Here is a 13,944-nt window from a genome sequence, read left to right on the forward strand (position 1 = left end):
GCCGCTGCTAACTCCGGGAGAGCAACTGGTCGGCGTTGTCGCGCATGATCCGTCGCTTGGCGGCGTCGTCGAGCGGGTCGAGCAGCTTGGCGAACTCGGCCGGCACGGCAAGGCCTTCGGCGTGCGGGTAGTCCGAGCCCATCACCAAACAGTCGTCGTATCCCAAGCCGGCGACTATCGCCGGTATGTCGTCCTCGGGGTAGGGCACGACACGGACGTGACGGCGGAAGATCGCCGACGGCCGCTCGGTCAGCTTCCCGCCGATCCACGGGCCGTTACGGCCCATACCGCGGCTCTTGTCCATGTGCCTGACGAAGAACGGCACCCATTCCGCTCCGTGCTCGGCGACGAGGACGTTCAGACCCGGGAAGCGGCCGAAGAGGTTGTCGAAGATGAGCGCCGACAACGTTTCCTCGATGGGCCGCTGGCCGTACACGTTCATCCACTGCCATGCCGACATGTGCCAGGAAGCGGGGTCGGAGTTTTGCCCCCAGGCCGGCGAGATCGCATTGAAGTACCAGAACGGCATGATGTGGAACACCAAGACGCAGCCGGCCTCCTGCAGGCGCGCGTAGATCGGGTCGAAGTACGGGTCGCCGGGCGATCGGCCGTAGGCCGGCCCAGTGGGCAGCAGCACGAACTTGGCGCCCTGGGCGATGATTGCCTCCGTTTCTGCGATCGCAGAATCCAAGTCGCGCAACGACATCAGCGCCGTGGCGTAGATCCGGTCCTCGTAGTTGAAGCCCCATTCCTCGTCAAACCATCGGTTGAACGACCGAAGATTCGCATACAGCGCCGCTGTGTCGTCGACGTAGTGTTCGGCGGCCAGCGCCATTCCGCTTGGATAAATGACCATGCGGTCGATGTTCTGCTCGGCCATGACGGCCAGGCGCGCGTTGCGCTCGATGAATTCCGGTTGCATAGGCTGCGGCTCGTAGGACTCCTCGGGGTTGCCCGATCCCATCTGCTTGAGCATCTCCTTGAGCGAGCCGGGCCGGTAGGCGACGTCGAGACCAAGCCCACCTTCGCTGTTGAAGGTGGCCACTCGGCGGCCCGCAAGGATCACCTCGACGCCGTCCGCCCCGCGCACCGTGGTGATCGCCCGGTCCTGAAACTCCTCCGGCAGATAACGGGTGAACGCATCCCGTGTCTCGTAGCAGTGGGTGTCGCAGTCAAAGATGCCGTAGTCGAGTTTCGTCGTCACCGCTTCGCTCCTTCGGGGGCGAGAATGCTTATTCTCTATTTTCACAAAACATACTATCCTGATCCGGAAATGGCTATCCCGGTCGGGATAACCAGCTGCCCGCACGAGTGGCGCGCCGGCCCGGCCGCCACCGCACCAAGGAAGACATGAGCCCACCAAAACCGATGACGGACAATGCGATCGGCTGGGCGCCCGTGACACTTCGAATCACCGCGCTCGGCAGGGCAACTCTCACAGCGGCCGAGATGCGCTCGAGTGCAATATCCGCGACCGGAATCTCCGGGGTCCGCTGCGCGTCCCCCGAAACCATGGACGGCCCCGAACCCACGTTGGAGGACGTGCGTGCCGACAAATGAGCTCGATGACCTGCGCGGCGTCGTGCGCGAATACCTGGCCGCGACGTCACCCAGCGAGACCGTTCGCAGGTTGATGGCGACGGATACCGGCTACGACGAGGTTTCGTGGCGCCAGATGGCGGGCGAGTTGGGCCTGCACGGCATCGCGGTGCCGGAGCGATGGGGTGGGGGCGGCGCCGGCGTGGTCGAGCTTGCGGTGGTCTTCGAGGAAATGGGGCGCGCGCTGTCGTGTTCTCCCTTTTTCGCCACGGTAGGGCTGGCCACCCAAGCCATTCTCGCCAGTGACGACGACGCTGCGGTGGAGCAGCTGATTCCAGGGTTCATCGACGGCTCTAGTACCGCGACGCTGATCCTCAATGGCCGGCTCGGCGAGTGGGACCCCGACGCCGTGACGCTGCGGGCTGACCGCACCCGCAGCGGTTATCGGATCCACGGTGAGGCACCGCTGGTGATCGACGGTCACACCGCGGACGTCGTCCTGGCGGCGGCGAGAACAACCGCAGGCATCTCGTTGTTCGCGGTACGCGCCGGGGCACCGGGTCTTCGTCGCACACTGTTGGCGGGGCTCGACCGCACCCGCAAAGTGGCCAGCGTTCAGTTCGATGATGCTCAAGCAGAGTTGATCGGAAGGGACGGGGAGGCCGCGAGTTTCCTTGCGCGGACGTCGGATCTCGCCCTCACCGCGCTGAGCGCCGAACAGGTCGGTGCAGCGCAACGCTGCCTCGACATGGCCGTCGATTACGCCAAGAACCGAATTCAGTTCGGGCGGCCCATCGGCAGTTTCCAAGCCGTCAAGCATCGATGCGCGGACATGTTGGTTCAGGTGGAGGGCGCACGGTCGGCCGCGTCGCATGCGGCCGACGCAGCGGCAACCGATGACCTGCCAACCGCAGCGTCGGTCGCCAAAATGGTGTGTTCGGAGGCCTTCATGCAGGTGGCGCTCGACAACATGCGCATCCACGGCGGCATCGGCTTCACCTGGGAGCACGACGCCCACTTGTTCGTCCGACGCGCCAAAGCAACCCAGTTGATCTTCGGCGCGCCCGACTACCACGCCCAGCGTTTGGCCGCGCTGGTCTCCGGACCGAAAGGACCCTTGTGACCGTCTCCTTCTCCCTTGAACTGCCCACGCAGCGTGTCGAGGCAGTCGATGAGTTCGTAACCGCCGAAGCCATCGCCGACGTAGCACGGGTGGCCGAGGCAAGCGGATTCGCGGCCGTACACGTCACCGATCACCCCGCACCCGACGCCAAGTGGCTCGACCACGGCGGCCACCACGCCCTCGACCCGTTCGTCGCCTTGGCATTCGCCGCCGCCGCAACCACCGACGTCAAGCTGTTGACCAACGTCTACATCGCCGCCTACCGCAACCCGTTTCTCGGCGCCAAGTCGATTCAAAGCCTCGCGACGCTCTCGAAGGGGCGGCTCATCCTGGGGACCGCTGCGGGTTACCTCAAGCCCGAATTCAAAGCCCTTGGAGTCGATTTCGACAACCGCGGCGCTCTGCTCGACGAGGCGCTCGACGTGCTGGACAAGGTGCTCACGGGTGAGGACATCGCCTACGAAGGAAGCTCCTTTTCCGCGCGTGGTGTTCGCCTGCGCCCGCTGCCGTCGAGCCCCCCTCCGGTGTGGGTCGGGGGCAACAGCAAGCCTGCCGTTCGGCGGGCGGTATCGCGCGCTCAGGGATGGGCACCGTTCAACACGTTCGGCTACGCTGCTGCGTCGCGCACCGCAGAGATTTCGACGATCGCCGAGTTGAAGCTGGCCATCGACTGGGCCAAGGAATACGCGGCCGAAATCGGCCGCACCGCACCATTGGACATCTGCTTTTCCGCGGGAAATCTGTTGGATGACAGCAGATCAGCCGACGAGCGTCATGCGACGATCGAAAGCCTTGCCGCGGCCGGGGTCACCTGGCTCACCGTCGCGCCGGCGGGTACCGACCGAACCGAACTCATCGACCGTTCGCGCGCCTTCGCCAAAGAATTCATCACGCAATGACGGTTCCTCAGGCCATCCGGCTGTTGGCCGCGAACGCATCCACACCGATCTTGCGATGAGCGAACAGCCACCGGCCGTCCGTGGGGACGAGGACATCGCGGTAGCGGCCCCAATGGTCGAGCCCCACCTCAGTGTGGACGGCAAAGTAACTGCTGACCTCAACCCTGTCGCGGGCCACCGATGCGAAGTTGATGCTGGACACGTGGTGGCGGACGTGAGTCGGTGGCTGCCGCGCCGGCGGGCCCGGCTGCGAAGGCCGCGTCATCGCCGCACCGAGGCCGGCCTCGATTTGCGCGGGCCCGGTCAGTGGCTCGGCACCGCCGGTGAATTCCAGCACACCATCGTCGCAGAAGCATGCTGCCAGTGCGCGGAGATCGAATCGATCGGTGGCGGCGGTGTAGTCGGCCAACGTCTGCCGTACCGACTCCCTCACTTCGAGCTCCCAAATCTCCATCGGCCCTCCTCGTGGAAATTGCTTCACCGCACACGATAACGTGTATTCTCATGCCCCAACCCAGCCTCCGCGAACTGCTTGATCCCGCCACCACCGCACTCGTGACCCAGGAATGCCAAGGCGGGGTGATAGGCCCACAGGCCGGACTACCGCTGCTCGCCGACGAGGCGCGCCGCGAGGCCGTCCCCAACATCGCCACACTGCTCGATGCTGCCCGAGCGGCGGACGTCACCGTCGTGCACTGTCTGATCCAACGGCGTGCTGACGGCCGCGGCTCCAATACCAACGCACGGCTGTTCGCGGCGGGCAACTCCTTTACCGCCGACCTCACTCCGGGTAGCTCGGGCGCCTCGGTCCTGCCGGAGTTGGGTCCACGCGATACCGACCTCGTTCTGACCCGAACCCATGGCGTCGGCCCGATGTGCGGTACCGATCTCGATTCCGTGCTTCGTAATCTCGGCGTCAAGACGATTGTCGGAGTTGGCGTTTCGGTCAACGTGGCGATCACGAATTTCGTCATGGACGCGGTCAACCGGGGCTATCAGTTCGTCTTACCGCGGGATGCGGTGAGTGGATACCCGCGTGAGTATGCCGATTCGATCATCGACAACACCCTGTCCCTGCTCGCCACGGTGACCCGGTCCAGCGCCGTCGTCGACGTGTGGAATGGATTGAAGTAGAGCGCCGGGACGACCCCGATCTGGATGTTGCGCCCTCAGGATGATAACGTCGTTCTCATATAGCGTAAATGATCATATTCGCTGCTCAGGAGGAAAGTTCAATGTCTTCCCGTTCCTTGCCGTACCCGGTTTTCGATATCGACAACCATATGTACGAGACGACGGATGCCCTCACGAAGTACCTGCCGAAAGAGCATCGCGGGAAGGTCGGTTACGTCGAGGTCAATGGCCGTCCGAAACTCGTCGTCAAGGATCACATCAGCCATATGATCCCCAACCCGACCTTCGCGCGCGTTGCCCGGCCGGGCAGCGCCGAGGACTACTTTCTCGGCAACAACCCCGAGGGCCTCAACTTTCGTGAGTTCGTCGGCCAGGCAATGGATGTCATTCCCGCCTATCAAGCTCCGGCGCCCCGATTGGAGCTGATGGACGAACTGGGCCTCGACCAATGCGTGATGTACCCGACGCTCGCCAGCCTTATCGAGGAGCGCACCACCGACGACGTCATCCTCACCCACGCGATCATTCACGCGCTCAACGAGTGGATGCACGAGCACTGGACGTTCAACTACCACGACCGGATCTTCGCGACCCCCGTCATCTGCCTGCCCCTGGTGGATGAAGCCATCAGGGAATTTCACTGGGGCCTCGAGCACGGCATGAAGACATTCCTGGTGCGGCCCGCACCCGTGCCCAGCCGCTTCGGCGGCTCGCGCTCCATGGGGCTGCCCGAGTTCGACCCGTTCTGGGAAGAGGTCGTGAACGCCGGCATGCCGGTCACCATGCATGCCTCGGACAGCGGGTACCAGAAGCACCTCATGGAGTGGGAGGGCGGGGACGAGTACCTGTCCTTCAAGCCGAGCGCGTTACGTGAGGTCGTGATGGGTCACCGCGCCATCGAGGACACCCTCGCCGCGATGATCTGCCACGGCGCCCTGTCCCGCTTCCCGGATCTGAAGATCTTCTGCGTCGAGAACGGCAGCGGATGGGTGCGCAATCTGCTCGAACAGCTGAACACCGCGTACAAGATCATGCCCAAGGAGTTCGACGAGCACCCGGTCGAGGTTTTCAAGCGAAACATCTACATCCATCCGTTCCTCGAGGACGACCTCAAGGGGATTATCGACATCATGGGCGAAGATCACGTGATGTTCGGCTCCGATTTCCCGCACCCCGAGGGTATCGGTGACCCGCTGAGCTTCGTCGACCGGCTTGATGGGGTATCGGAGACTGCTAAGGCGAAGATTATGGGCGGCAACGCGATTGAGCACTTAGGCCTGAAGGTGCCGGCATGATCGAGGCCCCCGTGTCCCCGACGGTTTACGACGGAATCGCCGACTTCGAGGCTCACGTCGGCGAGCACCTCGGTTTCAGCGGTTGGCGGCAGGTCACTCAGAAGGAAATCGACCTGTTCGCGGAGGCGACCGGTGATCATCAATGGATTCATGTCGATCCGGAGAAGGCGGCCGCCGGCCCGTACGGCAAGACCATTGCACACGGTTATCTGACATTGTCGCTGGTACCCATTCTCGTGCAACAGATCTACCGGGTGACAGGATTGGCGATGCAGGTCAATTACGGCAGCGACAAACTGCGCTTCCCCGCACCGGTACCGGTCGACAGCTGGATCAGGGCGGGCGCGGAACTCGTCAGGGTGGACCGCAATGACAAGGGCGGCAGGGCCACGGTCCGCGTCACCGTCGAAGTCGAGGGCAGCGACCGCCCGGCGTGCGTCGTCGACACGATCGCCGCGATGGTCGACGCCTGATCTGACGCGCGCGGCCATTCGCGCCTACGCGTTGAGCACGCGTTCTCCGATGACTCGTTGTTCACGCAGCGAAGCAATCTCCTGGGCAGACAGGCCCAGTGCCCCAAGCACTTCGGAGTTGTGCTGCCCGAGGGTCGGCGCCGCGGTCCGGTGCTGGTGCGCGGGTCCCGGCGAGATCCGGAATGGCCACCCGGGAAATCGATGTCGCCCAGTGATCGAATGGTCCAAATCCTGATAGAAGCCCCGCGCATCGAGCTGCTCGACGTCATACATCTGATCGGCCGGCAGGAGTCGTTCGGCCGGCACACCCCGCCGGCCGAACGTGGCGACGACCTCCGCCGCGGTTCGCCCGCACGTCCAACTCGTCAGAACCTCGTCGAAGTCGTCGTGATTCTCCCGGCGCGCTGCTGCGTTGGCAAATCTCGGATCGCCGCACAAGTCCGAGCGGTCGATGGCGTCCAATACCGCAAGCCAGTCCGCGTCATCACGCACGGAGAGCGCGACCCACTCGTCGGCATTGCTCGTCGTGTAGACGCCCTGGGCGTACCAACGGTGACGATTTCCCTCGCGGGGCCGCACCGATCCCGTCAACGAGTATTCGATGACGGGTTCGGCGGTCACGGCCGCGCCGACCTCGATTTGCGCGACCTCGATCAGCTGCCCCGCACCGGTGGATCGCCGATGTTCGAGCGCAGCCAGCAGCGCCACACACGCGTGTACGCCGGCGATCGGGTCGGCCGGCCCCTGCAGGTTGCAGGGCGGGCCTTCCGCATAACCGGTCGCGGCCGACATGCCTGATACCTGTTCGATATTCAGCGCCCAGCCCACGTAGTCACGCCACGGACCCTCCAGCCCGAATCCCGGCATCCGCACCATGATCACGCCGGGATTGAGGCGCACGATGGAGTCGTAGTCCAGCCCGAATTGTTCGACCACGCGCGGCGAGAAGTTCTCCACCACCACATCGGCTTCGGCGGCCAGACGCAACGCCAGCTCGCGGCCAGTCGCGGAGGTGAGGTCGAGCGTGATGTCGCGCTTGTTGAGATTGGTTCCCTGCCATAGTGGGCCCCGCTCGTACCAGTCGTCGCCCTCACGCAACAGCGAGCCCGAGTAACGATGTCCATCGGGTCGCTGGATGGACTCGACCTTGACCACGTCGGCGCCGAACGCACCGAGGTAGCACGTCAGATACGCGCCCGCCCAGAAAGTGCTCAAGTCGAACACCTTCAAACCCGCGAACGGCAGCGAGATGTCGGGGACGTCGCCCGACCAGCGGGGTTCGCCGCGCTCGCTCCACGTCGGCTTCACATCCGTCCGGACGGTGGGAGCGGGCAACGGCGGCGGGACCGGAGTCTTCGAAAGCCGGAACGGCGCACCTGGTCGCGTGAATCGCCATGCATCACAGGCCGACTCGATGAAGAATCCTCGCTCGGCATACTGGGGACAGCCCAGAATGGTGTCCCCCTCGGTGATCGGTGCCGCGGGGATTCGCATGGCTTGACTCAATTCGACCAGGTCAGCAACGGACATCGAGTCAAGGAAGGGCTGGGCCTTGGCGAAGAACTCGTCGCGCTCAGGGCCGCCGAGCATGATGGCGAGCTGATGGTCACCGAACTCGGGCAGCCCGACCATTGCGCACACGTCCAGCCAGTGCTGGCCGGTCAGGCAGTTGATCCCGATCCAACCGTCGGCGGCGTGCACGATACCCAGCATCGGCGCCGCTTTGGAATTTGTTGGCAGGCCGAGACTTTTCAGGCGTGCGGCCATCAGCATGGGGTAAGGCAGCGTCGACAACAGCGACTCGAACATCGACACGTCTACCTCGACCGGCCCGTTCGTTTCTGCCGCAGCGACGCGGAGTGCGGTGAGCGCACCAAGGGCGGCGTAGCCGCCGGCGATGTATTCCGGGATGCGCGCACCCGCCTGAACGGGCGCCCGGCCGGGCTCGCGCACATTGACCCAACCCGCCGCCGCCTGCAGGGTCAGCGACGTCGTCACCCGGTCGCGCAGCGGCCCCTCCTGACCGAAGCTCGAGATGCGTACCACGACAAGGTTCGGGTTGATGCGGTCAAGAGTGTCCGTGTCCAGCCCCCACTGCCGGCGCTCGGGTGCGCCTGCGGGCAGGTCCTCGACGAGCACATCTGCCCGGGCGATGAGGTCGTGGGCCACGGCGATGTCATCTTGGTGTGCGAAACCGAGTGTGACGCCGCGCTTTCCAGCGTTGAGGTATTCAAACAGTCCGCTTCGGTCCGGATCAGGATGTCCAGACGGGAACGGACCCCAGCGCCGGAGTGGGTCGCCTGAGGGAGTCTCGATTTTGCACACATCGGCGCCGAGATCGACGAGTAGCTTCGTGCAATAGGGGCCCGCGATCTCAGAGGCCAGCTCGACGACTCGCAAGCCCGTCAGCGGCCGGTTCACGCGGGTATCCCGATGGCCTTGGGTTCCATGTAGGCCCGCAGCCCCATCACACCGCCCTCCCGACCGATTCCGCTCTGCTTGAAGCCGCCGAACGGCGCGTCTCCGGGAATCGTGCCGTTGATCGAAACCTGTCCGGTCCTGATCCGGCGGGCGACCGCCACCGCGCGGTCGATATCGGTCCCCCACACCGCACCACCGAGCCCGTAGGACGAATTGTTGGCGATGGCCACGGCGTCGTCGTCGTCGCGATACCGCAACACCGTCAGCACTGGGCCGAACACCTCCTCCTGCGCGATGTGCGAATCGGCGGATGAATCGGTGAGTATCGTTGGCTCGAAGTAAAATCCGCTGCTCAGATCCTTCGGGCGGGCGCCGCCGGCCACCACGAGTGCACCGTCGGCTTCGGCGCGTTTGACGAATCCCTCGACACGGTCGAGGTGCTCGCGGCTGATCAACGGCCCCATGGTGACCGCCGGATCGACCGGATCGCCGATCACGACCGCGCGGGACAGCTCCGCAAGCCGGCCCACCACCTGGTCGTGGAGCGTAGCGGGAAGCAGCAACCTGCTGTTGAGAATGCAGGCCTGACCCGCGTGCATCGTGCAGCCCTCGAACAGCAGCCGCTCCAACAAATCGTCGCTTATGTCGACGTCGGGCAGCAGGATGGTCGCCGACTTGCCTCCGCACTCCAGCAGCACGCGCTTCATGGTGGTGGCCGCGCCCGCCATGACATCGCGGCCGACGGCAGAGCTGCCGGTGAAGCTCACCATGTCGACCCGGGGATCCAGGGTCAGGGTTCTGCTGGCCTCGACACCGGTCGGTGTGACCACGTTGACGACGCCGGCCGGGATGTCCGTGTCCTCGTCGATGATCCGCGCGAGGGCGAGTCCCGCCAGCGGCGTCAGCGGAGAAGGCTTGAGTACGAGCGTATTTCCCGCCGCGAGCGCTGCGCCCAGCTTCATGACGTTGAGCGTGTGCGGAAAGTTCCACGGCGTCATCGCCGCCACCACACCGAGTGGTTCATAGCGCAACAGCGTCGTGCCCGCCGCGCCCCACGCATCCATCGGTGCCTCGGCCGGCTCCGTGGCGAGCTCGGCGGCATGACCAACCATGAAGGCGGGACCATCGACGTGAATCAGCCGCTCATTTGCTGAACAACCCCATTCGGCCTGCGCCAGGGCATAGATCTCCTCGCTCCTGGCCAGCAACGCATCGCTGAGCTGTTGCAGGCAGCGGGCCCGTTCCGCGGGCGCGGCCGCCGGCCACGGCCCCGTGTCGAACGCCGACCTGGCGGCTGCGATCGCCTGCTGGACCTGAGCCACGCTCGCATCGGGCGCCGTTTCGATCACCGTCTCAGTGGCGGGGTTGATGACGTCGTAGCGCCCACTGTCCGGCGCGATCCATTGGCCGTCGATGTAGTGCGCGTAGCTGTCAAGAAGGGAACGCGACCCAGCCATCCTGTTTGCCTTCCTGACCGCTGATCGTCGAGCGGCGCATTCGACGCCTCGGAAGAACTTACATACTCAACCCGTGTGTACACGCTCGGCCGCAACGCCGTCAACGGCTAACACGCTTAATTTTCCGCTAGATATGCCCTGATTGACAGATGATCGGGCTTTACTGTAGACAGCTTGAGAACGGACATTCTTAGGCAATATGTCTGACGAGCTCAGCGTCAAGGAAGGCATGCTGTGCCCACTACCACTGTTCCCTTGCACTCACCGGACTTTTACGCCGGCGACCCCTACCCGATCTACCGAGAACTCCGCAACACGACACCCGTCGTGTGGAATGACGTCACGAACTTCTGGGCCTTATTGAAGTACGAGGATGTCCGCTACGTCTCGGGCCACCCGCTGGCCTTCTCGTCGACGAAGGGCATCACCATCCCGGATCCCACCCAGCCTGAACCCGTTCAGGAGGGGAACCTGATTTTCACCGATCCCCCCCGTCACCGGCAGCTTCGCAAGCTCATCAACTCCGGCTTCACCCGACGCCAGGTGCAGTTGCTCGAGCCCAAAGTGCGCCAGATCGTGAAGGGCATCGTCGACGGTGTCGACCCGTCGCGGGAGTACGAATTCGCCGAGGAGATCGCCGCACCTCTTCCCACCCGGATGATCGCGGAGATGCTCGGCGCCCCGCCCGAAGACTGGGAGCAGTTCCGAGCGTGGTCGGACGCGGCGGTCGGCACCGCCGACCCCGACATCGAACTGGACTCGATCGTCGCGCTCGGTGAGCTCTACGAGTACTTCACCAAGCTCATCGCCGCGCGGCGGTCGGGCGAGGTCAGCGGGCAGGACGATCTGCTGAGCATCCTGGCCGCGGCCGAGGTGGATGGCGAGCGGCTATCCGATGCGGATCTGCTCAACTTCTCCTTCTTGCTACTGGTCGCCGGCAACGAAACCACCCGCAACCTCATCGCATTGGGCACGTTGGCCCTGATCGACCACCCCGACCAGTTCGCGCTGCTGCGATCGAACCCGTCCCTGCTACCGAGTGCGGTCGAGGAGATGCTCAGATACACCAGCCCGGTTACCCACATGGCCCGCCGCGCCACCGAGAACATCGAGATCCGCGGCCAGCAGATCAAGGCCGGCGACACCGTGGTCATGCTGTACGGCGCCGCCAATCGCGACGAGGAGATCTTCGGGTCCACCAGCGAAGAGTTCGACATCACCCGTAATCCGAACCCGCACATAGCATTCGGGGCAGGCGAACACGCTTGTCTGGGTGCGCAGCTCGCCCGCCTGGAAGCCAGAGTGATGTTCGAGGTGCTCCTGGGCGCCTACCCCACGATCGAGCTCACCGGCGACGTGTCCCGACTTCGCGCCACCATGGTGCCCGGGGTGAAGCGGATGCCAATCCGATTGGGGACGGGTACCTGATGGACTTCGACTACACACCCGAGCAGGAACAGCTCCGAAAGGACTACCGCACCCGCCTCGAGGCGGTGATGACCCCGGAGCGCCGCGCTGCCGTGGCCAACCTCACCGAGGGCGGCGCTGCGATGACCGAGTGCAGGCGCGCGCTCGGCGAAGCCGGGCTGCTCGGCGTCGCCTGGCCGGTTGAATACGGTGGTGGCGGCCTGACCGCCCTGGAGCAGTACATCTTCTCGGAGGAAGCGCGCAGGGTCAACGCACCGTTGCCGTTTGTCACCCTGAACACCGTCGGGCCCACCCTCATTCAATACGGAACCGACGAACAGAAGGCCAAGTTCCTCCCGGCGATACTCAAAGGCACGGTCGATTTCGCGATCGGCTACTCGGAGCCCGGCGCCGGCAGCGACCTCGCGTCGCTGCGTACCACCGCGGTACGCGATGGCGACGAATTCGTCATCAACGGTTCCAAGATGTTCACCAGCGGCGCGGAGTTCGCCGACTATATCTGGCTGGCGGCGCGGACCGATCCAACCGTCAAGAAACACAAGGGGATCACCCTGTTCATCGTCCCGACGGACTCACCCGGTTTCTCTTGGAAGCCGCTGCATACCATGCCGGGGGTTTCCACGTACTACACGTTCTACGACGACGTCCGGGTACCCGAGAGCGCCATCGTGCTCGGCGAAAACCAGGGCTGGACACTCGTGACGAACCAGCTCAACCTCGAACGCGCCGCACTCGGCAATCTCGGCGCCCTGGAGCCGCTGTTCGCCAAGACGCTCAAATGGGCATCGACGACACCGCTCGACGACGGCATGGTCATCGATCAGCCCTGGGTGCAGCAGGCCCTGGCCCGAGTCGAGGCGCAAGTCGCGGCCTACCGGCTGCTGAACCTGCGCGTCAACGCCACCATGAGCTCTGGCGCCCTCGGGATGGGCGAGGCCTCTGCGGCAAAGGTATTCGGCACCGAGCTCACCCAGCAGGTCGCTCGCGAACTGCTGGAAGTGGTGGGACAGGCGGGTGTGCGCAAGGACTCAGCGGCCCCGCTCAAAGGAGAGCTGGAGAGCGCATACCGCCTGGCGGTCATCAACACGTTCGGCGGCGGAGCCAACGAGCTTCAACGCGACATCATCGCCATGGCCGGTCTCGGGATGCCGCGCGCTCCCCGGGACATGCGGGCCGCATCGGAGAAAGGAGCCTGAGACCGATGACGGAGACAACGAAGGACGACCTGCGCGAGCGCCTCGACGCGCTCATCGGGACGCCCACCGACGGAGTCGGCAGACCCTCCCGCGCGCCTGATCCGGTGAATGCGGCGATGATCCGGCACTGGGCGTACGCGTTGGACGACATGAATCCCGCCTACCTCGATGCCGAGTTCGCGGAGAACTCCCGCTACGGTGCCCTGGTTTCCCCGCCGGTGATGCTCCAGAGCTGGACGATGCCTCCGCCCAAGCTCGCCGGCATCCATGAACGCGGTGGCGTGCCGATCGAAATCAAGAAGAACCCGCTGCAATTCCTGTCCGACGCGGGCTACACGGGCATCATCGCGACGAACTCGGAGTTCGAGATCGAACGTTATCCGCGCGTCGGCGACGAGATCACCGGTGAGACGGTTTTCGACTCGATCTCCGACGAAAAGACGACGGCGATGGGCAAAGGATTCTTCGTCACGTGGGTGACCACCTACCGCGATCAGAACGGGGACGTCATCGGCCGCCAATGGTTCCGCACGCTGCGATTCAAGACGGGAAGCTGATGGCCACCCGACTTGCCCCGTCGATCAGTCCGGACACCGAATTCTTCTGGTCGGGCCTCAAGGACGGCAAGCTTCTGATCCAGCGATGCGCCGACTGCAACACGTTGCGGGTGCCACCCCGTCCGATGTGCGGCAATTGCCAGTCGCTCAACTGGGATTCCATCGAATCCACCGGCCGGGGAACGGTTTACAGCTTCGTGATGCCGCAGTACCCGCCGCTGCCCTTCCTCCAATACCCCTACGTGGTGGCCCTGATCGAGCTCGAGGAGGGTGTGCGCATCGTGTCGAACATGTGCGACATCGAGCCCGCCGCCATCGAGGTCGGGCTGCCCGTCGAGGTCTTCTACGAGAAGTTCCAAGCCATCCCGAGCGGCGACGAGCTGGTGCTGCACCAGTTCCGGCCCGCACGCTGAACACGAGGC

At 64.5% G+C, this 13,944-nt stretch carries 13 protein-coding genes; 9 read left to right on the forward strand and 4 right to left on the reverse strand.

Annotated features, from left to right (window positions below):
* Positions 1-7: 7 nt before the first annotated feature.
* Positions 8-1,204, reverse strand: a complete 1,197-nt coding sequence (locus B9D87_RS09845; RefSeq protein ID WP_007770141.1) for an amidohydrolase family protein — start codon at positions 1,202-1,204, stop codon at positions 8-10.
* Positions 1,205-1,546: 342 nt separating this feature from the next.
* Between B9D87_RS09845 and B9D87_RS09850 the strand changes: the two genes are divergently transcribed.
* The gene (locus B9D87_RS09850; RefSeq protein WP_007770137.1) at positions 1,547-2,662 is read left to right on the forward strand and encodes an acyl-CoA dehydrogenase family protein; all 1,116 of its coding nucleotides are present in this window, start codon (positions 1,547-1,549) and stop codon (positions 2,660-2,662) included.
* Positions 2,659-3,561 carry a TIGR03619 family F420-dependent LLM class oxidoreductase gene (locus B9D87_RS09855; RefSeq protein ID WP_007770135.1) on the forward strand — a complete coding sequence of 301 codons (903 nt, stop codon included), beginning with the start codon at positions 2,659-2,661 and terminating at the stop codon, positions 3,559-3,561. Before B9D87_RS09850 ends, B9D87_RS09855 begins: the two co-directional genes overlap by 4 nt.
* A gap of 7 nt (positions 3,562-3,568) precedes the next feature.
* On the opposite strand, the gene B9D87_RS09860 is transcribed toward B9D87_RS09855, so the two are convergent.
* The gene (locus tag B9D87_RS09860; protein ID WP_007770133.1) at positions 3,569-4,015 is read right to left on the reverse strand and encodes a nuclear transport factor 2 family protein; all 447 of its coding nucleotides are present in this window, start codon (positions 4,013-4,015) and stop codon (positions 3,569-3,571) included.
* A 50-nt stretch (positions 4,016-4,065) separates the two neighbouring features.
* Between B9D87_RS09860 and B9D87_RS09865 the strand changes: the two genes are divergently transcribed.
* The 3 genes from B9D87_RS09865 to B9D87_RS09875 all read left to right on the forward strand — a co-directional run bounded on the left by B9D87_RS09865 (position 4,066) and on the right by B9D87_RS09875 (position 6,463).
* Positions 4,066-4,695, forward strand: coding sequence for a cysteine hydrolase family protein (locus B9D87_RS09865; RefSeq protein WP_007770132.1), 630 nt, complete (start codon positions 4,066-4,068; stop codon positions 4,693-4,695).
* 101 nt (positions 4,696-4,796) lie between these two features.
* Positions 4,797-5,990, forward strand: coding sequence for an amidohydrolase family protein (locus B9D87_RS09870; RefSeq protein ID WP_040629707.1), 1,194 nt, complete (start codon positions 4,797-4,799; stop codon positions 5,988-5,990).
* Positions 5,987-6,463 carry a MaoC family dehydratase gene (locus B9D87_RS09875; protein WP_007770130.1) on the forward strand — a complete coding sequence of 159 codons (477 nt, stop codon included), beginning with the start codon at positions 5,987-5,989 and terminating at the stop codon, positions 6,461-6,463. The genes B9D87_RS09870 and B9D87_RS09875 overlap by 4 nt, the downstream gene beginning before the upstream one ends.
* Before the next feature lie 24 nt (positions 6,464-6,487).
* On the opposite strand, the gene B9D87_RS09880 is transcribed toward B9D87_RS09875, so the two are convergent.
* Positions 6,488-8,884, reverse strand: coding sequence for a CaiB/BaiF CoA transferase family protein (locus tag B9D87_RS09880; RefSeq protein ID WP_040629705.1), 2,397 nt, complete (start codon positions 8,882-8,884; stop codon positions 6,488-6,490).
* Positions 8,881-10,341 carry an aldehyde dehydrogenase family protein gene (locus B9D87_RS09885; protein ID WP_007770126.1) on the reverse strand — a complete coding sequence of 487 codons (1,461 nt, stop codon included), beginning with the start codon at positions 10,339-10,341 and terminating at the stop codon, positions 8,881-8,883. The genes B9D87_RS09880 and B9D87_RS09885 overlap by 4 nt, the downstream gene beginning before the upstream one ends.
* A 255-nt stretch (positions 10,342-10,596) precedes the next feature.
* Between B9D87_RS09885 and B9D87_RS09890 the strand changes: the two genes are divergently transcribed.
* Genes B9D87_RS09890 through B9D87_RS09905 form a run of 4 tightly spaced genes read left to right on the forward strand, consistent with a single transcriptional unit; the run spans position 10,597 to position 13,935 of the window.
* On the forward strand, positions 10,597-11,769 hold the full coding sequence (locus B9D87_RS09890; protein ID WP_007770125.1) for a cytochrome P450: 1,173 nt from the start codon (positions 10,597-10,599) through the stop codon (positions 11,767-11,769).
* Positions 11,769-12,965: an acyl-CoA dehydrogenase family protein gene (locus B9D87_RS09895; RefSeq protein WP_007770124.1), complete on the forward strand. Its 1,197-nt coding sequence runs from the start codon at positions 11,769-11,771 to the stop codon at positions 12,963-12,965. The genes B9D87_RS09890 and B9D87_RS09895 overlap by 1 nt, the downstream gene beginning before the upstream one ends.
* A 5-nt stretch (positions 12,966-12,970) precedes the next feature.
* Positions 12,971-13,522: an FAS1-like dehydratase domain-containing protein gene (locus B9D87_RS09900; protein WP_007770123.1), complete on the forward strand. Its 552-nt coding sequence runs from the start codon at positions 12,971-12,973 to the stop codon at positions 13,520-13,522.
* Positions 13,522-13,935 (forward strand): Zn-ribbon domain-containing OB-fold protein, encoded by a 414-nt coding sequence (locus B9D87_RS09905; RefSeq protein WP_007770121.1) that lies wholly within the window; start codon positions 13,522-13,524, stop codon positions 13,933-13,935. Before B9D87_RS09900 ends, B9D87_RS09905 begins: the two co-directional genes overlap by 1 nt.
* Positions 13,936-13,944: the final 9 nt, after the last annotated feature.

Origin of the sequence: Mycobacterium colombiense CECT 3035 (assembly GCF_002105755.1) — a bacterium.
Lineage (GTDB): Bacteria > Actinomycetota > Actinomycetes > Mycobacteriales > Mycobacteriaceae > Mycobacterium > Mycobacterium colombiense.

What these genes read in the sequence shown, in the direction of transcription:
- B9D87_RS09860 (WP_007770133.1), bottom strand. Translation starts at nt 4,015, where the DNA reads ATGGAGATTTGGGAGCTCGAAGTGAGGGAGTCGGTACGGCAGACGTTG.
- B9D87_RS09865 (WP_007770132.1), top strand. Translation starts at nt 4,066, where the DNA reads ATGCCCCAACCCAGCCTCCGCGAACTGCTTGATCCCGCCACCACCGCA.
- B9D87_RS09870 (WP_040629707.1), top strand. Translation starts at nt 4,797, where the DNA reads ATGTCTTCCCGTTCCTTGCCGTACCCGGTTTTCGATATCGACAACCAT.
- B9D87_RS09875 (WP_007770130.1), top strand. Translation starts at nt 5,987, where the DNA reads ATGATCGAGGCCCCCGTGTCCCCGACGGTTTACGACGGAATCGCCGAC.
- B9D87_RS09885 (WP_007770126.1), bottom strand. Translation starts at nt 10,341, where the DNA reads ATGGCTGGGTCGCGTTCCCTTCTTGACAGCTACGCGCACTACATCGAC.
- B9D87_RS09895 (WP_007770124.1), top strand. Translation starts at nt 11,769, where the DNA reads ATGGACTTCGACTACACACCCGAGCAGGAACAGCTCCGAAAGGACTAC.
- B9D87_RS09900 (WP_007770123.1), top strand. Translation starts at nt 12,971, where the DNA reads ATGACGGAGACAACGAAGGACGACCTGCGCGAGCGCCTCGACGCGCTC.
- B9D87_RS09905 (WP_007770121.1), top strand. Translation starts at nt 13,522, where the DNA reads ATGGCCACCCGACTTGCCCCGTCGATCAGTCCGGACACCGAATTCTTC.